The 22,494-nt window shown below is 69.9% G+C and carries 19 protein-coding genes; 7 read left to right on the top strand and 12 right to left on the bottom strand.

Going from position 1 to position 22,494, the window contains the following annotated elements; genetic code table 11:
- Positions 1 to 48: 48 nt before the first annotated feature.
- Complete coding sequence (locus KBX71_RS34850) at positions 49 to 114, top strand: hypothetical protein (protein WP_374102620.1); 66 nt, start codon at positions 49 to 51, stop codon at positions 112 to 114.
- Positions 115 to 173: 59 nt separating this feature from the next.
- Here the strand turns inward: KBX71_RS34850 and KBX71_RS20720 are convergent, their stop codons facing one another.
- Positions 174 to 1,253, bottom strand: coding sequence for a PaaX family transcriptional regulator C-terminal domain-containing protein (locus tag KBX71_RS20720; RefSeq protein ID WP_307847208.1), 1,080 nt, complete (start codon positions 1,251 to 1,253; stop codon positions 174 to 176).
- Between the two features lie 326 nt (positions 1,254 to 1,579).
- On the opposite strand from KBX71_RS20720, the gene KBX71_RS20715 reads away from it, so the two are divergent.
- From KBX71_RS20715 to KBX71_RS20705, 3 genes are all read left to right on the top strand, one after another.
- The gene (locus KBX71_RS20715) at positions 1,580 to 2,965 is read left to right on the top strand and encodes a PHB depolymerase family esterase (protein WP_307847207.1); all 1,386 of its coding nucleotides are present in this window, start codon (positions 1,580 to 1,582) and stop codon (positions 2,963 to 2,965) included.
- 159 nt (positions 2,966 to 3,124) lie between these two features.
- The gene (locus tag KBX71_RS20710) at positions 3,125 to 4,345 is read left to right on the top strand and encodes a PP2C family protein-serine/threonine phosphatase (protein WP_210819653.1); all 1,221 of its coding nucleotides are present in this window, start codon (positions 3,125 to 3,127) and stop codon (positions 4,343 to 4,345) included.
- A 58-nt stretch (positions 4,346 to 4,403) separates the two neighbouring features.
- The gene (locus tag KBX71_RS20705; protein ID WP_210819652.1) at positions 4,404 to 4,709 is read left to right on the top strand and encodes a hypothetical protein; all 306 of its coding nucleotides are present in this window, start codon (positions 4,404 to 4,406) and stop codon (positions 4,707 to 4,709) included.
- 47 nt (positions 4,710 to 4,756) lie between these two features.
- Here the strand turns inward: KBX71_RS20705 and KBX71_RS20700 are convergent, their stop codons facing one another.
- The gene (locus tag KBX71_RS20700) at positions 4,757 to 5,179 is read right to left on the bottom strand and encodes a GNAT family N-acetyltransferase (RefSeq protein WP_307847206.1); all 423 of its coding nucleotides are present in this window, start codon (positions 5,177 to 5,179) and stop codon (positions 4,757 to 4,759) included.
- A gap of 636 nt (positions 5,180 to 5,815) precedes the next feature.
- On the opposite strand from KBX71_RS20700, the gene KBX71_RS20695 reads away from it, so the two are divergent.
- The 3 genes from KBX71_RS20695 to KBX71_RS20685 are packed head-to-tail and all read left to right on the top strand — an operon-like array spanning position 5,816 to position 8,490.
- Complete coding sequence (locus tag KBX71_RS20695; protein WP_210819651.1) at positions 5,816 to 7,267, top strand: PLP-dependent aminotransferase family protein; 1,452 nt, start codon at positions 5,816 to 5,818, stop codon at positions 7,265 to 7,267.
- On the top strand, positions 7,255 to 7,659 hold the full coding sequence (locus tag KBX71_RS20690; protein WP_210819650.1) for a cupin domain-containing protein: 405 nt from the start codon (positions 7,255 to 7,257) through the stop codon (positions 7,657 to 7,659). The genes KBX71_RS20695 and KBX71_RS20690 overlap by 13 nt, the downstream gene beginning before the upstream one ends.
- A 15-nt stretch (positions 7,660 to 7,674) precedes the next feature.
- Complete coding sequence (locus KBX71_RS20685; RefSeq protein ID WP_210819649.1) at positions 7,675 to 8,490, top strand: NAD(P)-dependent oxidoreductase; 816 nt, start codon at positions 7,675 to 7,677, stop codon at positions 8,488 to 8,490.
- Between the two features lie 6 nt (positions 8,491 to 8,496).
- Here the strand turns inward: KBX71_RS20685 and KBX71_RS20680 are convergent, their stop codons facing one another.
- The 10 genes from KBX71_RS20680 to KBX71_RS20635 all read right to left on the bottom strand — a co-directional run bounded on the left by KBX71_RS20680 (position 8,497) and on the right by KBX71_RS20635 (position 22,494).
- Positions 8,497 to 10,728 carry a hypothetical protein gene (locus KBX71_RS20680; protein ID WP_210819648.1) on the bottom strand — a complete coding sequence of 744 codons (2,232 nt, stop codon included), beginning with the start codon at positions 10,726 to 10,728 and terminating at the stop codon, positions 8,497 to 8,499.
- A 169-nt stretch (positions 10,729 to 10,897) separates the two neighbouring features.
- Positions 10,898 to 12,331, bottom strand: a complete 1,434-nt coding sequence (locus KBX71_RS20675; RefSeq protein ID WP_210819647.1) for an NAD(P)/FAD-dependent oxidoreductase — start codon at positions 12,329 to 12,331, stop codon at positions 10,898 to 10,900.
- A gap of 103 nt (positions 12,332 to 12,434) precedes the next feature.
- The gene (locus tag KBX71_RS20670) at positions 12,435 to 13,460 is read right to left on the bottom strand and encodes a hypothetical protein (protein WP_210819646.1); all 1,026 of its coding nucleotides are present in this window, start codon (positions 13,458 to 13,460) and stop codon (positions 12,435 to 12,437) included.
- Positions 13,461 to 13,634: 174 nt separating this feature from the next.
- Positions 13,635 to 14,621, bottom strand: a complete 987-nt coding sequence (locus KBX71_RS20665) for a bifunctional lysylphosphatidylglycerol flippase/synthetase MprF (RefSeq protein WP_247683838.1) — start codon at positions 14,619 to 14,621, stop codon at positions 13,635 to 13,637.
- A gap of 28 nt (positions 14,622 to 14,649) precedes the next feature.
- Complete coding sequence (locus KBX71_RS20660) at positions 14,650 to 17,430, bottom strand: FAD-dependent oxidoreductase (protein ID WP_210819644.1); 2,781 nt, start codon at positions 17,428 to 17,430, stop codon at positions 14,650 to 14,652.
- Positions 17,430 to 17,966: a hypothetical protein gene (locus KBX71_RS20655; protein WP_210819643.1), complete on the bottom strand. Its 537-nt coding sequence runs from the start codon at positions 17,964 to 17,966 to the stop codon at positions 17,430 to 17,432. The genes KBX71_RS20660 and KBX71_RS20655 overlap by 1 nt, the downstream gene beginning before the upstream one ends.
- A 2-nt stretch (positions 17,967 to 17,968) precedes the next feature.
- Positions 17,969 to 18,457 (bottom strand): SRPBCC family protein, encoded by a 489-nt coding sequence (locus KBX71_RS20650; RefSeq protein WP_210819642.1) that lies wholly within the window; start codon positions 18,455 to 18,457, stop codon positions 17,969 to 17,971.
- 1 nt (position 18,458) lies between these two features.
- Positions 18,459 to 19,742, bottom strand: a complete 1,284-nt coding sequence (locus tag KBX71_RS20645; RefSeq protein ID WP_307847204.1) for an aminotransferase class III-fold pyridoxal phosphate-dependent enzyme — start codon at positions 19,740 to 19,742, stop codon at positions 18,459 to 18,461.
- A gap of 8 nt (positions 19,743 to 19,750) precedes the next feature.
- Complete coding sequence (locus tag KBX71_RS20640; protein WP_210819641.1) at positions 19,751 to 20,881, bottom strand: acyl-CoA dehydrogenase family protein; 1,131 nt, start codon at positions 20,879 to 20,881, stop codon at positions 19,751 to 19,753.
- The gene (locus tag KBX71_RS20635; protein WP_210819640.1) at positions 20,878 to 22,494 is read right to left on the bottom strand and encodes an aldehyde dehydrogenase; all 1,617 of its coding nucleotides are present in this window, start codon (positions 22,492 to 22,494) and stop codon (positions 20,878 to 20,880) included. Before KBX71_RS20635 ends, KBX71_RS20640 begins: the two co-directional genes overlap by 4 nt.

Below are 22,494 nucleotides of genomic sequence, written 5' to 3'. Positions count from 1 at the left end.
CAGTCCGGACGATGCCTCGACGCCTGGAGCACCGCCAACGGAGCCCAGATCCAGCTCTACGACTGCCACGGACAAACCAACCAGCAGTTCCGGCTCGCCGCCCTCGCACGATAACCACAGGCCAGACTGCAAACGGGGCGGGCTCGGCACCACGCCGAGCCCGCCCCCATCACCTATTGATTCATCTCCTCCAACGCGGCAGCACGGTGGGGGTTGCCGCAATCGGCCCAGAGGTCGCCAAGCTGGTCGACGCGGTGTGCCCGGATGTCGGGTTGCGGTCCGGTGGCGTACCGGTGAGCTACGGCCCGCACGTGCTCCTCTGCGGGGTCGGCGAGCCCGTCGTACACCGCGACGAACACCGCTCGCGCGTCCCTCCTGGGCCATCCCGCGGGCATCAGCTCGATCGGCAGCAGCGGATCCACAATGGGGAAGCGCCGGTAGGCATCCATCACCTCGGTACGCGCCCGTACCGCCGCCACCGCCGTGACGTCTCCCGACTGGACACCCGGCAACAGGGCATCCCAGCGTCGGATGAAGGAGTCGTACTGGCGAACGACCGCGGCGGTGTCCCAGGCGTCGATCGGTACCCGATTGGTGACCGCCTCGATCTCCACGTGCCGTGCGCGGAACACCGTCGTGGCGCCGAGCGCGATCGCGGAGAGCTTAGCTCTGGGCGTGCGGCCGAGATTGTGCGGTGATAGCCACAGTCCGTCGTACAGGGGCGCGTACCCGAGCCATCGAAGCTGTCCGCGGAGGGCGCGTCGCTCGGCGCTTGCCTCCTGCGGTAGCGAGAAGGCGACCAGCGTCCACCAGCCGTCCCACGACTCGGCCTGCCCGACGAAGGCTGCGATCCGACGTGCACCCCGTGCGAGGTTGTCGGCGGCGGGCTGGGTCAAGCGGTAGAAGCTGTGCCGTCCCTGCCGGCTGATCTCAAGCACTCCGCGGCGCGCCAGGCGGCTGATGGCGGTCCGCGCCCCGGCCGTGTTGACGCCCGATTCGGCGAGCAGCGCCACGAGAGCCGCGGAGGGTAGCCAGGTGCGGCCTTGAATTGTGTAGTCGGCCAGCAGCGTCACGGCCAAGCCTTGGGGCGAGCTGCCTGACTGTCTACGGGGCAGTTGGGTGGAGCCGTCTGCGCTGTCCGGGAAGATCTCGTCGATGTTGAACGGGCTGACCACACGACGCTCCGGCGCAGATCGGGGAAGACCACTTAGTAGATCCGATTGTGGCAGGTGCCCGGCCAGGTTCGTCCGCACCCCGTCATCCGGAACTGATTTCCGCTCACCCCGCCGCATCCATGCCGATACGTCGATTGACAGTTTCGCCGACCAGGGAGACAATTTTTGTAATGCGTCTGGCGTTGTGGGAGCTAGCAAAGCCAGCGGGCAGCTGATCGACCTCCCCGGGCGGAGGTCACCTGGCGAGCCGACCGGCATGAACCTGCCTCGGCCGACTTCACCAAGGACAGGTTGACGGTGAGGCCGGCCCGGCGCGTCGCGTCCAACCACGGTGATGTGCCGCCTCCGGTGACCCGGCTGGCACGACTCACCGTGTCCAATCAAGCGTCAAGGGAGTGAAGCGCGTGAAACCTCATCGACGGCTGCTGGTCGGCTTCGCCGTGTTCCTCGCGGCGGCTGGCCTGGCACTGGTGATACCCGGTCTGACGAGACCGGCCTCTGCGGCCTCGTTGACCGAGGTGACCAACTTCGGCAGCAACCCAGGCGGGATGCGGATGCACATCTATGTGCCCGACGTCCGTCCGGCCAACCCGGCCATCGTGGTCGCCATGCACGGCTGCGGCGGCTCCGGCCCGGGCTTCTACTCGGGCAGCGAGTTCGCCTCGCTGGCGAACCAGTACGGCTTCATCGTCATCTACCCGAGCGCCATGCAGGAGGCTGGATTCGGCAAGTGCTTCGACACCTGGTCGGACGCGTCCAAACGCCGTGGTGGTGGCAGCGACCCGGTCTCCATCGAATCGATGGTCAACTACGCCCGGCAGCAGCACGCCGGTGACATCAACCGGGTCTACGCCACCGGCAGTTCCTCTGGCGGAATGATGACCCAGCACATGCTCGCGGTCTACCCCGACCTGTTCAAAGCGGGCGCGTCGTTCATGGGCGTGCCCTTCAACTGCTTCGCGAACGCGGCCGCCTACCCACCCGGCGGATCGTGCACCAACGGCAGCATGAACCGGACCCCACAGCAATGGGGCGACATGGTCCGAGCGGCGTACCCCGGCTACACCGGCCCGCGCCCGCCGATCCAGCTCTGGCACGGCACCAACGACACCCTCGTGCCCTACTCGCTACTGCAGGAGTCGGTCGAGCAGTGGACCAACGTGCACGGGCTGAGCCAGACCCCGACGTCCACCGACACCCCGCAGCCCAACTGGAACCGCCGCCGCTTCGGCACCCAGGTCGAGGCGTACGCCATCCAGGGCGCAGGGCACAGCCTGCCGTCCAGCGGCATGGCGCGCGTCGCCATCCAGTTCTTCGGCCTGGACCGCACGACGCCGCCCACCTCGACGCCACCCCCCACCGACCCACCGACCCCCCCCCCCACCCCGACCCTCCCGCCCGGCTCCGCCAGCGAGATCGTCGGCACCCAGTCGAGCCGGTGCATCGACGTACCCAACGCCTCACGCAACAACGGCACCCGCGTCCAGCTCTACGACTGCAACAAGCAGACCAACCAGGCATGGACCTACACCTCGAACAAACAGCTACAGGTGTACGGGAACATGTGCCTCGACGCCGCCGGGACCGGCAACGGCGCCGCAGTCCAGATCTACAGCTGCCACAGCCAGACCAACCAACAGTGGAACGTCAACTCCAACGGCACCATCAGCAACGTCCAGTCCGGACGATGCCTCGACGCCTGGAGCACCGCCAACGGAGCCCAGATCCAGCTCTACGACTGCCACGGACAAACCAACCAGCAGTTCCGGCTCGCCGCCCTCGCACGATAACCACAGGCCAGACCGCAAACGGGGCGGGCTCGGCACCACGCCGAGCCCGCCCCCATCACCCAGAAACCTCACCATTCCTCCCCCCACGTGGGGGGCGCGACACTGTTGATCTCGTTGCTGACAGGCAGTCGGCGGCATGCCGGCGTCTAGGCTTCCTGCGTGGCCGATGCCGAGCTGGTGACGAACGAGGAGCGGCTGCGTCGTATCGGGGCGATCACCGATGCCGCCCTGTCGGGGCTGAACATCGCCGAGTTGCTCGACGAGCTACTGGAACGTGTCCGGGACCTGCTCAAGGTCGATACCGCCACCATCCTGCTGCTGGACGAACACACCGGCGAGCTCGTCGCGACCGCGGCCAAGGGCCTGGAGGAGGAGGTACGCCGCGGTTTCCGCATCCGGATCGGACGCGGGTTCGCCGGGCGGGTGGCGGCGACACGCGCGCCGGTCACGATCCACAACGTCACGCCCGACGACGTCGTCAATCCCATCTTGATCGCCACGGGCATACGTGCCCTGCTGGGCGTGCCCATGCTCGTCAACGGCAACCTCGTCGGCGTACTACACGTCGGCTCCCTGGCCCTGCGGCGGTTCGGTCCCGACGACGTGCAGCTGCTGCAGCTCGTCGCCGATCGTGCCAGCCTCGCAGGCCAGGCCCGAGCGCAGGTCCTCGACCGCCAGGCAGCGCTGGCCCTGCAACGCAGCCTGCTACCGGGCCGGCTACCCGACATCCCCGGCCTTGACCTGGCCGCCCGGTACATACCCGGCCACGACCTGGGCATCGGCGGCGACTGGTACGACGTGTTCACGTTGCCCTCGGGCTGGCTCGGCGCCGTCATCGGCGATGTCTCCGGCCACGGGCTGCCGTCCGCCGTCGTCATGGGACGCATCCGCAGCGCGCTACGCGCCTACGCCCTCGATTCCGACGATCCCGCCCAGGCGCTGACCTCCCTCGACCGCAAGATCCACCACTTCGAAGCGGGCACCCTCACCACCGCCGTCTACGCCCTCATCGCACCTGACCGCAGGACGGTGTACCTCTCCTCCGCCGGCCATCTGCCACCGCTGCTGGCTGTCCCCGGCCACCCCACCCAGCTCGTCAACCTGACGGTGGACCGGCCACTCGGTGTGGGCCGACCACTGGCCACTCGCCGCACCACCGTCCTGGACCTACCGCCGGGTGCGGCGCTCGTCTTCTACACCGACGGACTGGTCGAACGCCGCAGCGAACTGATCGACACCGGGATCGAACGCCTCGCCAACGCCGTGCGGTCCGGGCCAGCCGAGGCGTTGTGTGACCACATCATGGCCACCACCGCGGAGCAGCACCCCAACGACGACATCGCCCTGCTGGTCATCCGCCGTCGACCAGCATCGGAATAGGCCGCCCCGGATGTCGTCCAGGGGTGCCTTGGTTGCGCACCGCTGATTAGATGTGCTGGTGGATCCGTGGGAAGCAACACTGCTCGTCATCGCCACGATCGGCTCGACCGGGGTTGCAGTCGGAGCCTGGTTGCAGGACAAGCGTCGCTCGGCGACCCAGCTCGCGGCCGTCCAGCGGAAGCTCGATCTGGTGATGGATCACCTGGGCATCGCCGTGCCGGTGGAACCAGAAGTAGTCCGGCACCTGGAGAGCGGACGGACGATTGAGGCTGTTCGCGCCTACCGCAAGCAGACTGGCGCGAGCCTGCTGGAGGCGAAGCAGGCCGTGGACCGCATCGCTGGCGGGCTCCATCCCAAGCGGTAGCGCCGCGGTCGGCCACCAGACGCAGCCCGAGCCGTCGCCGCCAATTGTCAGGAGGCGGTCGGCTCCCAGAGCAGGATCTGGCGGTGGTGTCTGAAGCCGTTGCGCAGATAGAAGTCGACCGCGCGGCGGCCGGAGTGGACGGTCACGTGCAGCAGCCCCCGCACGCGGGCCTCGGCCAGGATCGCGGCCATCAGCGCGCCGCCGATACCGCGGTTGCGGTACTCCTCACGGACCTTGACCGACTGGATGTCGCCGTACCACCGGTCCAGCGACTCGCTACTGGGCACCCGCTGCGCGACGTGGAGCCAGGCCGCGCCGACCACGCGCCCGTCCACCTCCGCGACGAACGGCAGGTGCGTCTCCGCGTGGGCGGCCACCCAGTCGGCGTACGCGCTGAGCTTGTCCCCGTCAGCGCCGCGTAGCTCCGCGAGCATCGCCACGTCTGCCTCGCCGGCCCTCCGCACGATCACCCGCCGGAGTCTAGGCGAGCCCCGCGACCGCCGAACGGCCCGGATCGGCCGCACGAGGCCCACACGAGGTGCCTCGTGGTCGCGGCGGTGGTCCGACTGGCCACCACGACTGCACGGCTCTGCTGCCCGCCGGTCATCCGTTGGCGGCGCCGCCCTGGCGACGGCGTCTGGAGTCTCGGATGAGCGTCAGCGCGATGACGAGGAGGCCGAGCAGTGCGACGACAGCGTTGGCGGTCGTGAGGAACACCGCCTCGCCGGGGCTGGCGTGATGGAGGTGGGTCAGGTGGAAGAAGAAGTGGGGTATGGCGAAGGTGGAGAATGCCGCCGCCGCAGGGATGGTGAATGCGGCGCGAGGTGACTGTCGGAAAGTTGTTGTAGAAGCTCACGGGGAAGACCTGGTTCCAGAACCCGACAACGAGTTCGTCGAGGAAGAGCACGGCCAGGGCGATCCGGATCAGCGCGGTCAGTGCGGTGCCCCGTCCGTCCGTCGAGTCCGTCTGCGGTGTGGCGGGGATCTGTGTTGTCACTGTTGTTTCTGCCTCTCCGAGACTTCGCAATGGGGCGTTAACTGCTCATATTGCCCTGCGTGACCGCCGAACCTGCCGGCGCTGCTCGCACGGATGGGATCGTTGTTGAGTGACGAAGTCGCTCGACCTGCATCTGGAGCTCGACCGGAGTGCGGGTTTCCCGGGTCGCTCGCTGGAGAGCGCGTTGCGGGAGAGCATTCGGACCGGCCGGCTGCGGGCCGGGTCGCGCCTACCTGGCAGCCGGAGCCTGGCCGCCGACCTGGGCTTGGCCCGGGGCACTGTGGTGCAGGCGTACGCGCAGCTGGTGGCCGAGGGGTGGCTGGTGGCGGCACCCGGCTCGGGCACCAGGGTCGCGGACGTGCTCCACGATCCGCCCGGCTCGCGCAGGCAACCGCGGCCGTCGCTCCCGGCCGGGCCGGTGATCGAATTGCGGCCGGGGATTCCCGACCTCGGTTCGTTCCCCCGAACCCTTTGGGCCGACAGTGTCCGTCGGGCGCTGGCAACGGCTTCGCGTGGCACGTTGGATTATCCCGAGCCGACGGGGCTGCCCGGGTTGCGGACAGCGGTGGCCGGTTATCTCGCGCGCACTCGTGGAGTTCGCTGCGACCCGGACGCGGTGGTGATCACGGCGGGCTTCACCCAGGGGCTCTCCCTTCTGGCGCGTACGCTGCACCGGCGCGGCGTACGTGCCATCGCCACCGAGAACCCCGGCTTGGCCCGGCACCGGGTGGTGCTGCGTGCCGCGGGCCTGGCGGTCACCCCGCTCAGGGTCGGTGCGGGCGGGGCCAACCCGGACGACGCGGCGGGTCAGGCCGCGCTGCTCACTCCGGCACACCAGCATCCGACCGGAGTGGTTCTCGCCCCGGGCCACCGCTACCGGTTCATCGCCTGGGCACGGGAGCAGCACGCGTTCCTGATCGAGGACGACTACGACGGCGAGTTCCGCTACGACCAGCGGCCGGTGGGCGCGATGCAGGCGCTGGCGCCAGAGCGGATCGTGTACGCCGGCAGCACGAGCAAGTCGCTGGCGCCGGGCGTACGCCTGGGCTGGTTCGTCGTACCCGAGGCACTGCGTCGCGACCTGACCACGACGATCATGGAGGCCGGCGCGGCAGTCTCCGCGATCGACCAGCTCGCCATGGCCGACCTGCTCACCCACGGCGACTACGACAGGCACATCCGCCGCATGCGCCTGACCTACCGGCGCCGCCGGACCGAGCTGGCCGACCGCCTGGCCGAGGTGACGGCGACCCCACTGGAGGGCATCGCGGCCGGTATGCACGCGCTGCTGCCGTTGGCGTCCGTGGCGGAGGAGCGCCTGTTGATCCAGGCCGGGCGGGGCCAGGGGCTGCGCCTGATCGGCCTGCACGGCAACGGCTACTGGCACGATCCGGTCGACGAGCGGCAGGCGGCGGCCCTGGTCCTCGGGTACGCGGCGCCACCGGCTCATGCCTGGCAGGAGGCACTGTCCGGGCTCTGCCAACTGGTCCATCGGGCCGGACGCCAACTGGTCCATCCCGTTGGTCCGGTCGGGGATACGTTCGATTCATGCAGACCATGAAGATCGGAAACAACGAGATCGTGCTGCTGGGCACGGCCATGCCGCCGGAGTTGCCGGAGGGCTCGCACGTGATGACAGCGACTATCGAACTGCCACCGGGCGACCCGGGCACGCCGCCGCACCGGCACTCCGGCCCGGTCTTCGGCTACCTGCTCGAAGGCGAGATGATCTTCGAGCTGGAGGGTGAGCCCGAACGGGTGATCAAGGCCGGTGAGGCGTTCTGGGAGCCCGGCGGCGACGTGATCCACTACCGGTCCGCCAACAACCTGCCCGATCGGGTGACCACATTCCTGGTCGTCATGGTGTGCGCGCCCGACCGGGAAATGCTGGTGCTGGTGAGCCCCGAGGAGCTCGAACAGCGTAGGGACCGCCGCTCACCCCGGCCGAACTGACGGAGAAGCACAGTCATGCGTATCGTTCTCGCCGGTTCGACAGGCGTCATTGGCCGCCGGCTCGAGCCGCTCCTGACCGCCCAGGGGCATGAGGTCATCGGGTTGGCCCGCAACGGCCCGGTCGCCGTCGACGTGCTCGACCGCGACGCCGTGGCAGCCGCCGTGCGCGACGCCCGGCCCGACGTGGTGATGCACCAGCTGACCAACCTGAGCACTGGCGACTTCGCCGCCAATTCGCGGCTGCGTCGGACCGGGACCCGCAACCTGGTCGACGCGGCGCTCGCCGCCGGGGTACGCCGGATCGTGGCACAGAGCATCGCCTGGGCGTACGAGCCGGGCGACGAACCCGCGACCGAGGAGGTCCCGCTCGACCTCGGCGCCGCGGAGCCGCGGCAGACCACTGTGGGCGGCGTCGCCGCGCTCGAATCCGCCGTTCAGGAGGCACCCGAGTGGGTCGTGCTGAGGTACGGCACCCTCTACGGCCCGGACACCTGGTACGCCCGCGACGGCATGATGGCCCAGTTCGCCACCGCCGGCAGGGTCGCCGCCGACGCGGACGTGAGTAGCCTGCTGCATATCGACGACGCCGTCGCCGCGGCGGTCGCCGCTCTGGAGTGGCCTGCCGGCGTCGTCAACGTCTGCGACGACGAGCCCGCCGCCGCGTCGCAGTGGGTGCCCGCGTTCTGCGCGGCGGCCGGAGTCGCGGCGCCGCCGGTGACCGAGGGCGAGCGCCATGGCTGGGCGCGGGGAGCGAGCAACCACCACGCCCGCACGCAACTCGGCTGGATCCCGAGCTATCCCTCCTGGCGGAGTGGATTCGCCACCCTGTGAGCCGTGTCATCGCCCGGTCGACGGGTCGCCCGGAGGCGGTCCCGAGTCCGTCGGCTGGCGAAGGCGCTCGATCAACTCGCGGGCCGTTTCGGCGTACCGCTGGTCCGATCCGCAGGGCCGGTGTCCCTGGATCGGTGGCGGCACGCTGTCGCCAGGTGGCGCCACCACGTCGGCGGGATCTCGTAGCCGGCGGTCCACAGTTGCCGCCGGCCGGCCGACGGTGACCGGCCCGAAGGTGCGGTGGGCGGAGAATATCCAGCCGCCTATCGAATCGGTGTCGCGCCACAGGTTCACCCACCGCCACCCGACTCGAGCGCCGATCTCGTGCAGCACCTCGTCGTCGACGAAGGCGGGGAACAGTCGCGCGTAGAGTCGGCGGAGTGGTGACCCATGGGTTATGAGAGCGACTCGGCTGCTGACCTGGGGTGGTAACTGGAGCACTGTCGCGGCGGCCAGAACCGAACCGTGGCTGTGGGCGGTGAGCAGCACGGGGTTGCCGCGTCCGACCAGGTACGTGATCCGTCGGGTCAGCTCCGGCACGGCTCGTTCGGCGTAGCAGGGTGGGGCGAACGGGTGGGCGGCCCGGGGCCAGAACGTGCCCAGGTCCCACAGCACGCCAACATGGCGCCTGAATTCGACTGTCCGGTAGGCGAAGATTCCGCCGACGGCCAGGCCGAGGATGATCGCGGCGATCCCCCAACTCCCGAACGCGATGGAGAAGGTGATCAGGTCACCGGGCAGCCGTGCGTACCGCTGCACGGACTCGCTCGGGAGCAGATCCAGCAGACCAACGGTGGTGGTGGCCGTGCCGATCCCGGCCAAGCAGGCGTAGACCACTGCCAAGGGGATGAGTCTTTCCGTGAAGCGAGCCCTGGCTATCGCGTCGCGCACCTGCCGCAGTCGGATCGCTGCTCCGGGCGGGCGATCCGGGTAGTCGCACGCCACAACCGCCGCCGCAGCACGGCGACGGCGGCGTCGAGAGATCAGGATGACCGGAACCGCCACCACCAGCGTGAACAGCACCGCCCGGAAGAAGCCGAAGATCGCCCAGGTCAGCGCCGGCGGCAGACCGGAGGCCAGGCCCTCTCCGGTCGGTGCGTCACGGTCCAGGAGATCCGCCACCCGGTAGACCAACTCGGCGGACACCGCCACCGCCAGACTGACCGCGCTGGCCGCGATCACCAACGCGCCCAGCCCGAGCAGTGGGACGGCACCCCGCCGCCGGTGCCGGGCCCAGAACAGCACAGCTCCGAGGGCGATCAGCAGGGTCGTCTGGGCAACGAACAGCGAGGTGAGGATTGCGCCGTAACCGGGTAGGCCGCTCCCCTCGTGCCAGGGCGCTGGGCTGGCCAAAACGTGGGCCGTCACCACGATGGTCAGGACGACGGCGACCGTCCGCACCGTGCGGGTGATTCGGTCCAGTCGCTGATCCAGGGCGGCCCGGTCGATCACCGGGGGCAGGCAGAGCAGGACCACGCAGGTGGCCAGGACCGTCCCGGTGATCACGGCCAGCGCGATCGTGCTGGCCGAGGCGCCGGTCGCGGCTCGGGCGGCGAGCAGGACGACGTCCAGTGTCGCGAACGCCGCCGCGACGTGAATGGAGCGCAGCCGACCCACAAGTGGCCCGGCGTCCCACTGACCAATCTCGCTGAGTCGATGCCCGGAGACCTCGTCCGCCGGAGCGCGGAACGCGTCGAACACCTTCCCTGGTCGCGCACTGGCCCGCCAGAGCAGGCCGATGGCGGCGGCCGGAACCACCGCGAGCACCGCCAGGCGCAGGCCCACCGGTTGCCCACCCAACCAGGACAACCAGATGCGCCCGGCCACGCAGTGTGACGAGCCCATGCATTTCCACGCGACCAGGTCCAGCGTGACGCCGGCGAAGGCCAGCACGTACAGCGCGGTGAGAGTGAGCGCCAGCAGCCGGCACAGGGATCTGACCGTGGCATCGGAGCCACGGTTCGCCGGTCGCATCCAGATCGCCAGGTTGGCCAGCATGAACGGCAGCAGGAACACCAGCGACAGTGTTCGGACCACGGTTCCGGAGGGCAGGTCACCCCAGCGGTACGCCTCCAGCGTCACCCGTTCGCCGCTGCCGCACGAACACTGGCGGCGGGGTCGGTAGAAGCCCCCGCTGCGGTCGCCGGCTACCTGCTCGACCTCTGCCACGTTCAGGACCTGAGCTGCGCTTGCACTGGCGGCCCCGTGCACCCGCAGCTCCACCACGTCATCGGACATCGGCGGCCCGCTTGACCGCGCTGATGCACCCGACATCGGCCCCTCCGAAGCACCTTCGGTGGCCAAACCGGGTGAGCCCAGCCCCCGCGCCACTCGCGGCGGTGTACCCCGCCCGGCCGGGACAAACCGTTGACCCTTCGGATTGACCGGCTTGGCACCGACCCAGGTCTCAGCCCCGATAAGCCTCGAGCAGTCGCAGCCACACCTCGCTGATCGTCGGGAACGAGGGAACCGCGTGCCACAGCCGTTCGATCGGGACCCGGGCGGCGACCGCCACCGTCGCCGAGTGCAACAGTTCGGCGATGCCGGGGCCGACGAAGGTCACGCCGAGCAGGTATTCGCCGTCCAGATCGACGACCATACGGGCCTGGCCCTCGTATCCGTCGGCCCAGAGCAGGGCCCCTGGCACCCGAGCCATGTCGACGTCCACCACACGGATGCGGCGGCCGGAGCGCTCGGCCTGCTCCGCCGTCAATCCCACCGATCCCACCTCCGGCCCGGTGAAAATGACCTGGGGTACGGCATACCTGTCGGCGGTGGCCTGATGCAGCCCCCACGCGTTGGTGTCCAACGGGCGGTCCGCGGCCCGGGCGGCGATCACGTTGCCGACGACGCGGGCCTGGTACTTGCCCTCATGGGTGAGCAGCGCGCGGCGGTTGACATCGCCGATCGCGTACAGCCAGTTGCCGTCGATCTCGCGGACCGTGCACGAGTCGTCGACGTCCAGCCATGAGCCAGGAAGCAGACCGACAGTCTCCAGTCCGATGTCGTCGCTGAGCGGCTGCCGACCGATGGCGACCAGAACCTCGTCGGCGGTGACCGTCGAGCCGTCGTCCGTGCGTACGGTCACCGGGCCGTCGTCGTCCGGTCGACGCATCTCGCTCACCGACACCCCGTTACGAACATCTATTCCGGCGTCCTTGAGCCCTTTTTCGACCATCGGGCCGACGAATGGCTCCATCATCGGCAGCAGCGACGGGGTTCGGCTGATCAACGTGACGTCGGCGCCCAGGCTTCTCCAGGCGGTGGCCATCTCCACGCCGACGGCTCCGCCGCCGACCACGGCCAGGCGACGCGGCACCGTGTGGCTGTCGGTGGCCGACCGGTTGGTCCAGGGCCGAGCCTCGGCGATACCGGGAATGTCCGGTAGCAACGCTCGGCTGCCGGTGCAGAGGACGACCGCCTGCCGGGCGTTCAGCAGCACGATCTGGTTGTCAGGTGTTTCCACAGCGACCCGGCGGGGCCCTTCCAGCCGCCCGTGCCCGCGAATGAGGTCGGCGCCGATGCCGGCGACCCACGCTGCCTGGGTGCTGTCGTTCCAGTCGGTCGTGTAGTGGTCGCGTCGACCGAAGACGCCGGCGGGATCCAACTGCCCGGTCACCGCCTGCCGGGCGCCGTCCACCCGCTGGGCATCGCCGAGAGCGGCTACCGGCCGAAGCATCGCCTTGCTCGGTATGCACGCCCAGTAGGAGCATTCACCGCCCACCAGTTCCCGCTCCACCAACGCGACCGTGAGGCCTGCGGCTCGGCTCCGGTCGGCCACTGTCTGACCGACCGGGCCCGCGCCCAGAACCACCACGTCGTACTCGTTCTGGTCCGCCACGCCTGACCCCCTCGGACTGGTCCCAGTACAGAGCAGATCACGTCGCAGTACTGCTTTATGCAGTTTCGGTGCGGAGCGACCGGTTCTATCTCCGGGGGGCGCGTCAGGCACGCAGGTAGTCGACGATGGCTTGACAGAAGACAGCCTCGATGTCGCAATCCTCCGGCACTCGCTGCCACGTCCCCTGACTTCGGGCGTAGTAGTGCGTCGACTTCTCGGCCGTGACGGTCCCGAAATGCAGGCACTGAAACTCGAACAGGTGAAAGTCGGTGCCGTCGAATCCGATGTCCAATGATGCGAGAGGGGTGGCGAGTCTGTCGGACACGTATTCGGCGTAGTCGAGCAGCGCCTCCTGGTCGACGCCGGCCGTGTCGTGGAAGTTGAAGTCTCCGCTGCCGCTGGCCCTGAAGTCGCCGGGGCGGTTGCGGCGGTACAGGGTGTAGTAGCGGCTGCCCATTCGTAGCACCTTGAAGTCACCGGCCATTCCGGGTATCAGGTCCTGAACGACGAACTTCTGGCGGTGGAGAGATCGTGGATGGTGACGGCGACGCCGCAGCAGACGGCGGCCATACTCACGAGCTGCCTCGTCCAGGCTCCCCGACCAGCTGAGCCCGCGAGCGGCTCTCAACAGTTCGCCGCGATTCACAGCGCTGGCAACTCCGGTTGACCCGGCACCGGAGGCCGGCTTTATCACCTTCGGCCACGGGCCGACCAGGTCGGCGGCCTCCAGTTCCTCGTAGGTGCCGAAGCTGTAGGTGTGCAGCCGCGCCGCTTCCTTGGGAAACAACTGCGTCCGCAAGGCTTCCATCATGACTTTGTTGTGGTGGGCGCGCAGGAACCGGAAGCTGGGGATGGTGCGGGCGCCGGCAGCCTCCATCGCCAGGACGAGATCTTCGATCCAACTCTTGTACTGCAGACCGCGGTCCTCCGACGAGGTATAGAGCACGGGGATGCCGTGCAGGTCGGCGCTCAGGTCCAGATCCGCGTATCGCATGACCTGCGGACGAAGTCCAGCATCCTCGAACGACCGGACTACGCGGGCAACGTCCATCGTGCACAGGGCGTGCTGCGTACGAGCGGTGGAGTAGAAGGTGTCGCGGTAGTCGGTCAAGATGATGATCTTGGTCATCTGCGTTCTCCGCCGGGTGGGATGCAGGTCTTCGGCACTGCCTGGCCTGCCTCAGCGAGTGGATTGATCCACCAAAGCTGGACCATCGGGACATTAACCGACATAAAGTGGCAATTAGGGCGTTTTCCTGCCACATTCACCACGCCCCGACGGTCCGCGTCCGGCAGTGAGCTGTCACACCGCCCGGGTCAGCCGCAGCAACCGCCACACGGTCCGCAGTGACACGGTCGGGTAGAAACCGACGTACTCGGGCGTCACCCTCGGCCGCCACTTCTCCTTGAACTCGGCCTGGCTGCGGGCCGGGTAGATCCAGTCCCCGTGCTCGGCGATGAACCTGATCAGGCGCTCGGTGCCCCGGTGGCTGCCGGAGACCGGCTGATGCAGGGCCGACAGCTCCCGGAAGGGTGTGAGGCCCAGGTGCAACCACCGCACGCTCTCCTCCTGGAAGCGCTGCAACGCGACGACGAATGCCAGGTCAACCGCACCCGGCGGCGCGTCGGGCTCGCGGCGGGTGATGTCGTACAGCCATCCGCCTTCCCGGCCGAACGCCGGAGAATATGACACATACGCCACCGGCTCACCGTCGGACAACGCAAGGAACAGCCGCCGCACCCGATCGTCGTGGCGGCTGCGTTCACCAACCAGGAACTCGATCTGCTTGACGTGCCGACCCTTGTCGGCCAGCCAACGGGCATCCATCGCGTCGAGTTTCGCGGCGAGCCGCGCGTCGTACGGCACGTCCCGGCCGGCCTCCACGACTGTGACTCCGGCGCGTCGGGAGCGGGCCAACTTGTTGCGGACCTTCTCGAACTTCCGCCCGCTCAGGCGGAAGCCATCCAGGTCGATCGAGTACGCGGCGCCGAGTTGACTGAGCCGGTAACCGAACTCGGCGTACAGGTCGATGTCGTCCGGGGTCAGCTGTATCGCGCAGAGCCGCCGGCCCTCCTGTTGGGCCCAGCCATGGAAAGCGCCGAGCAGCCGCTTACAGTCGTCCGGGTCCGCGTAGACACTGCCCAGCTGCACGGCGTGACGCCGGCCGGCCGGCCGGTACGCGATGAACCCGTCGAGGCCGGGCACTGTGAAGTGCCGCGTGTCCTTGTTCAACGCCAGCGCGGCGCTGGAATGCTGCGCGTGCCGACGCAGGACGGCCAGGGCACTCATTGGTTCCACAGCAGCGACCTCCACCTCATCAGGGAGCGGACGGAGCGTGGCGAGTCGCCGCGCGCCGGCGCGCCCACGCGAGCTGGACAAGGTCGACGGCCTCGCGTCCGACGACCGAGGCGGGTTCGCCGCTGGTCACCCGGTGGGCGACGGCACCCACCAGCCGGGGCAGGGTGAGCAGCCGGTCGGCGTCGAGCCGGTCGCCCATCACGTCGTCGAGCCGGCCCACCGCTCGCGAGTCGCGCTGGATTCCGGCGAGGATCGCGCGCTCCATCGCGGTGACCGCACCGCCCCGGCCGATGTCCTGGCCGTACCAGTAGTTCGCCAGCTCGCTCTTGTCCCGGTCGCGGGCCCACCGGGCCAGTCCCGACGACAGCGCCGCCGGCTGTCCCCAGTGCGCCGTGAGCACTGCCGCGAGTCCGCGGGCGCTGCGCAGCGCGTCGTTGATCCCGTGGCCCAGGGTCGCGTCCTTGGCGTGCCCCGCGTCGCCCACCAGAGCCCAGCCCGGCCCGAACGGCTGCCGGAAGAAGCAGGGGTAGCGCACGACGCGGTTGAGGTTCCCGACCGGCCGGGCGGCAGCGGCCAGCTCGGCCACCGCCGGGCTGACCGACTCGACGTGGCGCAGGAACCCGGCCACGTCACGGCCGGCCAGCTCGCCCTGCAGATGCTCCGGAGGTTGCGCGATGAGCACGAAGTCCTCGGGCCCGGTCGGCAGGATCGAGACGATGTGCACCCCGATACGGTGCCACAGCAGTGCCGGCGGGATCCGGACGCCTGTGAAGTACCGCCAGAGCAGGGCCCGTTCGCTGCGCGTGGTGAGGTACTGCCGGGCGCCCACCCAGCGGGCCACCGACGAGTTGCGACCGTCCGCGCCGATCACCAGCTGTGCCGACACATCCCGGACCGATCCGTCGGCGTGCTGCACGGTCACGCCGCTCACCGTGCCGTCGGAACCGCGCCGCAGACCGACCACGGCGGTGCCGGTGGACGTCTTGGCGCCGGCGGCGGCCGCCCGGTCCAGCAGGACCTGATCGAGAACCTCCCGCCGAGGACACAACCCGGGGTTGTCGGGATGACGGAAGTGCAGCTCCACGTCGTCCAGTCGGACCCGCACGTCGTGCAGCGGCGGTACGCCGAGCGCGACGACGGTGTCGTACACGCCCTCGATCCGCAGGTCCTCGGTGCCGTGCAGGATGTGCGTGGACAGGGTCGGTGTCGGCAGGTCACCGCGGTCGAAGAGCGCCACCGACAGGCCGGCCGCGGCGAGCCGGGCCGCCAGCGCCGAGCCGGCCACCCTGGCGCCGACGATCACGATGTCGACCTGCTGCTCCACCGGGCGGCTCCCGGCCACCGCCGCCCCGGTCGCCGGGGCCGTCGGCAGCTCCGTCGCCGCGGCCGCCGGCGCTTGGGCCGCCGGTGCGACCGGTGTCGGCACGGCGGGAACCGCGAGGGCGGGTGGGGTCGACAGTGCCGACCGGCGGGCAGGGGCGAGCCTGTCGACCGCGTCCAGCCCGCGCAGGTATCCGGCCAACAACAGGTTGCCGATCCGGCCCGTCGGCATGAGGCTCGCGGTGCTGCGCATCCAGGGCAGGTCCGGCATCGGCGCCGGGCCCACGCCACCGACAACCCCGGCCAGCCGGGGAGCGAGCAGCTCGGCCGTCAACGCGGAGAGGGCCAGGCCGTGCCCACACCACGCGCCGGCGAACCACACGCCCGCCTGGCCCGGCACCGGACCGACGATGGGCAGTCGGTCGAAGGTGGATGCCGTGACCCCGGACCAGAAGTCGGTCACCGGCACGTCCGCCAGCGCCGGGTAGGTCGCGGCCAGTTCGCGTACCAGCCGGGCCCGCACCGCAGCCACGCCGCGCTCGTCGACGCGAGGCTCCAGCAGGGCGGGACCACCGCCGAACAGCAACTGGCCGCGCGCGGTCAACCGTAGGTAGTTGAAGAAAGAACGGCTGTCGATGGCGGCACCGCGACCGTCCCAACCGCTCTCCGCGAGCAGGTGCGGCGGCACCGATGCGGTGCGCAGCACATGGGTACGGATCACCGCGACGTTCCGGGTGAACAGCCCCAGCCCGGTGGTGAAGCCGTCAGTGGTCAGGGCCACCCGCCGGGCGCGTACCCGGTGCCCACCGGCGGTCAGGGTGACCGGGTCACCGCCGGTGAGGCCGGTGACCGGCGTGTTCTCGGCGATGCGCACCCCGGCCGTGAGCAGAGCAGCCCTGAGTGACTGGACCAGCAGCCAGGGGTTGATCAGCGCGATGTCGGGATAGCACAACGCGCCGTGGTAACGGGCGGTGCCCAGCCGTTCGGCCGTGCCGTCGTGGCCCAGATAAGAGGCGTCGAAGCCCAGCTCGCGCAGGGTCTGCGCCTGCCGCCGAAGCGAGCCGGTGTGCGCCGGTGCCGACGCGGCCACCAGTTGGAAGCCATCGGTCAGCTCGCAGCCGTCGGGCAGTGCCCGGGCCAGCCGCCGCAGCGCGGCGATCCCGTCGAGCGTGGCGCCGAACATGGTCCGGGCACGGTCGGGCCCGTACCGCTTGACCAGTGTGGTGATCGGGCCGCCGACCCCGGGGCCGACGATGCCCGTGCTGTGTCCGCTGGCTCCGGAACCGACCTCGGTGGCCTCCAGGACCAGGATGTCGCTCCCGGGCAGGTGGTTCGTCAGCTGGTACGCCAGCGCCAGCCCCGCCAGCCCGCCACCGACGATCGCGACGGTCGCCTCGTCGTCGCCGGACAGCGCGGGTTGTCGGGCGGCTCGTGGGTCGTCGCGCTGCCAACCGCTCGCCGCGGAGCCCGGCCAGCTCATCAGACCACCGAGGTGGGTCTCGGCGTGGCCGTGGCAGTGGCAGTCGGGCCGCCGGATGGCGAGTCGTCGGTTCGCCCGGCCGGCCCCGCCCACGGGCGGCCTGCGACCTCGCGCAGCAGCGCATCGAAGGCCGGCAGACGCTTGGGCTCGAACGGCACACCGAACGGCTTGAGCTGGTTGCCGAAGAGCGAGCGGTCACCGAACAGGTGGATCGGCACGGCCAACAGCGCCCACTCGGGGCCGACCAACCATGCCCACAGCGCCACCACCAGCCCGGCGCTGAGCAGGCTGTGCATGCTGTTGTAGAGAACGTAGTACGCCTTCGGAATCTGCCCGTCGGGGCTGCGCCGGTAGGCGATGGCCCCGGGGATGTAGCCGATCAGGTCGATGTAGAGGAACAGCCCGATGGCCGGGAGCCAGCGGACCTCGTCCCAGTGTGCGAGCAACAGTCCGCTGGCCAGCGCAAGCCCTGCGAGGTACTCCGCACGGTGCAGTCGTGCGATCGTCGGCGTGTCGAACGTGTTCTGCTGATCCATGCTCAATCCTTCCCGCTGACGCCGGTCGGCGCGGTCACCAGGACGCCGTCCGGGATGTCGACCGCCGGGAACAACCCACGAAGGACGTGGTGGATCGTCTCGGTGAGCACCCGCTCGGCGACCGGGTCGATGATGCTGGCGAGGCTGGGCACGCCGAAGTCGAAACCCGCCACGAACGTGATCGCCACGCCGTCCGGGGCCTGGCGCAGCGTCCAGGCGCCGGAGAACTCGTCGAAGTCGCCGTCGATCTGGGCGAACTCGATGGAGAGACGATCGCGGTCCAGTTCGTCGGCCTCGGTCCAGGCGAGGATTCCGTTGCGGAACAGGACCTCCCACGAGCTGACGATCCGCCGCGCGTCGGTCGGCGTCTGCACGGTGACCGTCTTAACCACGTCGACCAGATGCGGATAGCGTTCGAAGTCGACAAGTTGGTCGAAGACCGTACCGCCGTCGCCGCTGGGCAGAAACGCCTGAATCTCGACCCGTCGCATGTCAGTGGACCCCCAGCCGGTGTGCTGTCGGATAGCGGTGGCCGAGCGTGCGCAGCGCGCTGTCGAATGCCTCGACCAGGAGGGCGACCTCGTCGCCGGACAACACCGCGGGCGGGGTGAGGCGCAGCACGGTGCTGGCGATCATCGAATGGTTCACGATCACCCGGGCACTGAGGAGTTCGAGGATCGCCTCGCCGGCCAGCCCCGGGCCGGCGAACTCCACGCCGATCAGCAGCCCGACCCCGCGTACCTCGCGGACCAGGTGTGGGTAGGGGGCGGCCACCGCCTGCAGGCGGCTCAACAGCTCGGCGCCGAGCTTCGCCGCCCGGTCGACCAACCCTTCCTCCGTGACGGCGGCGATCGCCGCTCGGGTGGCCGCCATCGCGATCGGCGCGCCGGAGAATGTCGACGTGTGCAGGAACGGGTCCTTGTCGAATGCCTGGAACGCGTCGGCCGTGGCGATCACGGCGGAGACCGGCACGATGCCGCCGGACAGGCTCTTCCCGGCCAGCAGCACATCCGGTCTGACGTCCTCCCGGTCGGCGCCCCACCAGTGACCGAGCCGGCCGACGCCGGTGAGGATCTCGTCGAGCACCAGGAATGCGCCGTGCTGCCGGCACAGCCGGGACGCTTCGCGCAGGTAACCGGGCGGGGGAATCACCACTCCGCCCTCGCCCTGCACCGGCTCCAGGATCACGCAGGCCGGCGGCCCGCCGGCCAGCGCGGCACCCAACGCCTCGGCGTCGCCGTACGGCACGTGCGTGACGTCCGGCAACAGCGGGCGGAAGGGTTGCTGGTAGAGATTCTGCCCGGTGACGGACAGGGCGCCCATGGTCTTACCGTGGTAGCCGCCCACGGCCGAGACGAGTCTGCGCCGGCCATGGGCGCGGGCCAACTTGATGGCCGCCTCCACGGCCTCCGCGCCGGAGCCCGCGAAGTGCACCCGGGTCAGGCCGGGTGGCGCCACCGCGACGAGCGCCGCCGCGGCGTCGCCCACCGACGGCTCCAGCAGCAGGCGCGTCGCTATCGGGTGACTCTGGATCTGCGCGATGACCGCGGCGACCACGGCCGGGTGCCGGGCACCGTGGAGGAACACGCCGTAGCCACCGGCGTTGAGGAAGCGGCCACCGTCCGAGGTGTGGACCCAGGCGCCCTCGGAACCGACCTCGACATGCCCACCGAACATGTCGCCGAGCTTCGCGCGGCCTCGGGACAGGTACCGGCGGTAGTTGTCCCGTACCGTGTCCCGTACCTGCGAGTCCGCCTCTAGCCTGCTGGTGGTCACCGCTCCCCCTAGCTCAACACGAGCGGCTGGCCGGCGAGCCAGTTCGTCAGCTCGTTGGCGACGCTCGCGCGTGACGGCGGGTGGAAGGCGACCGCGTGCGACGCGGCGGCGAGATAGGCGACGTCGGGCGAGGAGATGAAAGCCATCCCCCCGAGCAGATCCACAGCACCTCGTACCGCGGTGGCGATCGCGTTGGCGGCGGCGAACCGCACCACCAGGGCTCGGCCGAGCGCGTCGTTGCCGCCGTCGCCGTCGTCGAGGCTCCGTGCCGCGCCGTCCAGCATGATCGCGGCGCCCTGCACGGCGGTCGCCACGTCCGCCCGGTCGGTGGCCGGCCCCCGGCCGCGCGTGATCGCGCGCTCCACCAGCGCCGACGCCACCCCCAGGTAACACGCGGTCACCAGGAGTTGGAACCACACGAACCCGACCGTCTGCAGGTCGTCGAGCTGGCCGTCGAGCGCGATCTCCGGGTAGACGAACAGGTCCGGATGCACCTCCACGTCGTCGAGCAGCACCGCGTCGGACTCGGCGCCGGTGAGCACCGACGACGCCCAGAATGGCTCGATCGTGATGCCCGGCGACTCCGCCGGGATGAGCACCACGCCGAGTCTGGTGCCGCCGTCCTCGGTGGGCACGGCAACGCTCGCGGTCAGCAGGTCCATCGAGGCGGAGAGGCTGCACGGGCGCTTCGCGCCGGTGACCCGCCAGTTGGCGCCGTCCCGACGGGCCGTCATGGTGGGTGTCAGGATGCCGCGGCCGGCATGGCCTTCGGCGAAGCCGGACGCCACCAGCCGGCGGTCGGTCGCGACCGCCTCCAGCAGCATCCATTCGAACCCCACGTTCGCCCGGGCCAGGGCCACCAGGCCGGCCACCGAGAACTGGTGCATCGTGGTGGCGACCGCAAGCGACGGCGCCTGCGCGGCCAGGGCGCGGGTGACCCGCACCGCCTGAACGGCGGAGGCGCCGAGCCCGTGGTACGTCTTGGGCACCACCAGGCCGGGCCCCCCGGCCTCGCGGAAGAGCCCGATGCCCGGGCCGCCCCGGCGTTCCAGCTCCATCAGCGGAAACTCGCCGAGCTTCTTGAGCAGGCCCGGGAGCAGCGCCTCGCAGGTGTCCCGCTCGGTATCGAGAAAGCTCATGCGGCCAGACCCTCCCGCTCGGCACGTAGCGGGGAGGCAAGCGCCGCCCGCCGGGGTTGGACGTCACGGCCGATGCTGATGCCCTGGAGATGCGACGTGCGCAGCATCGGATAGTTGCTCTCGCCCAGAGGTCCGCCGGTCAATCCGGCACCACCGTGGGTGGACAGGTACGGCACGAAGCCGATGTGCGAATCGTTGATCTTGAGTAGGCCGCCGTTGTGCACCCGCGCGACGAACTGGTCCACCGTCGACTCGTCGCCGGCCCAGACGGAGTTGCGCAGGCTGTACTCGTTGGCGTTGAGGAAATCGATCACGTCGTCGAGCAGGCCGTCACCGCGGTCCGTCTCGGGCACCACGACCGGCAGTAGCGGAAAGAAGGTCTCCCGGGCCACCGCCCACACCGTCCGGGCGCGGGCCAGGCCGTCGACCCGCAGAATGGTCGGCTCGACGAACAGCCCGGTGGACGATATCGAGCCGTCCAGCTCCATCCGGTTACCGCCGGCGAGCACCTCGGCGCCGCACTCGGTGGCCTGCTCGACGTACCGAGCGAACTGGTCGCTCTTGAGGACAGGCGACAACAGGACGTCGGGATCCTCGGGATAGCCGGGGCGGATCTTGCGGGCGTGGCTGATCAGGCGGGCCAGTAGGCGGTCGGCGATGTCCGGATGGGCCACCACGTAGTTGGGCACCATGCAGATCTGCCCGGATCCGAAGAAGCTCTCGGTGAGCGCCTCGGCGGCGCGGTCGAGGTCGGCGTCGTGCCACACCACGCAGCCGTCGTTGCCGGCCAACTCCAGAATCGGCTTCTTGCCCCGGCGCACCGCCTCCTCACCGAGCGGGATGCCGAGCTCGCTGCTGCCGAAGTAGAAGATGTCGTTGACGAGCGGGCTGGCCAAGAACTGGTCGAGGATCCTCTTGGGCGGGCCACAGACGATGTTCAGGGTGCCGGGCGGAGCGCCGACCTCGTCGAGGATCGGTGCCACGATCTCTCGGAGCACGAACATCACGCCGTACGGGCTTCCGCGCGGCGCCTTGACGACGAGCGCGTTGCCGGCCGCGAGCGCGGGTACCCCGAGCAGTGAATTGACCGCCGCCGCGTTCTGCGGCGGACTCAGCGCTACCACGCCGTCCGGCTTGCGCACCACCAGCAAGCGTCGGTGCGGGTCCTCGTACTCCCGGTGCATCTGCTCGGCGCACAGCCCAACGGTCTCGGGACTGGTGCCGTGCAGGCAGCCGGCCAGCTCCCACTCGGCGAGCGCGCGTGGGTGGCCCTCCTGAACGAGGACCTCCACCACCTCGTCGTGCCGCCGGCGCAGTTCCTCGTGTAACCGGTGCACCACCCGGAGCCGCACCTCGAGCGGCATCGCGCCCCAGGCCGGGGCAGCCGCCGCAGCGGCCTGGATGGCCCGCTCCACAACCGTGTCGTCGGCCACCGCGCACCGGGCCAGCACGCTCGCGTGCTCCTCGCCGTCGTGGCGCCGGCCGCGGTCCAGGTCACGCTTCAGGGAAAGCTGCGGCAGCATGTCGTCGAGCACGGCCGAAGCGCGCAGGCAATGCACCCACTTGTCCGCCGGAACGTCCTGACCTGCGATGTAGGACCCGTACGATCGCAA

It is taken from the genome of Micromonospora sp. D93 (genome assembly GCF_018070365.1).
Classification (GTDB): Bacteria; Actinomycetota; Actinomycetes; order Mycobacteriales; family Micromonosporaceae; genus Micromonospora; species Micromonospora ureilytica.
The sequence above is the reverse complement of the archived record's forward strand: the minus strand, read 5'-3'. Positions and strand labels throughout refer to the sequence as shown.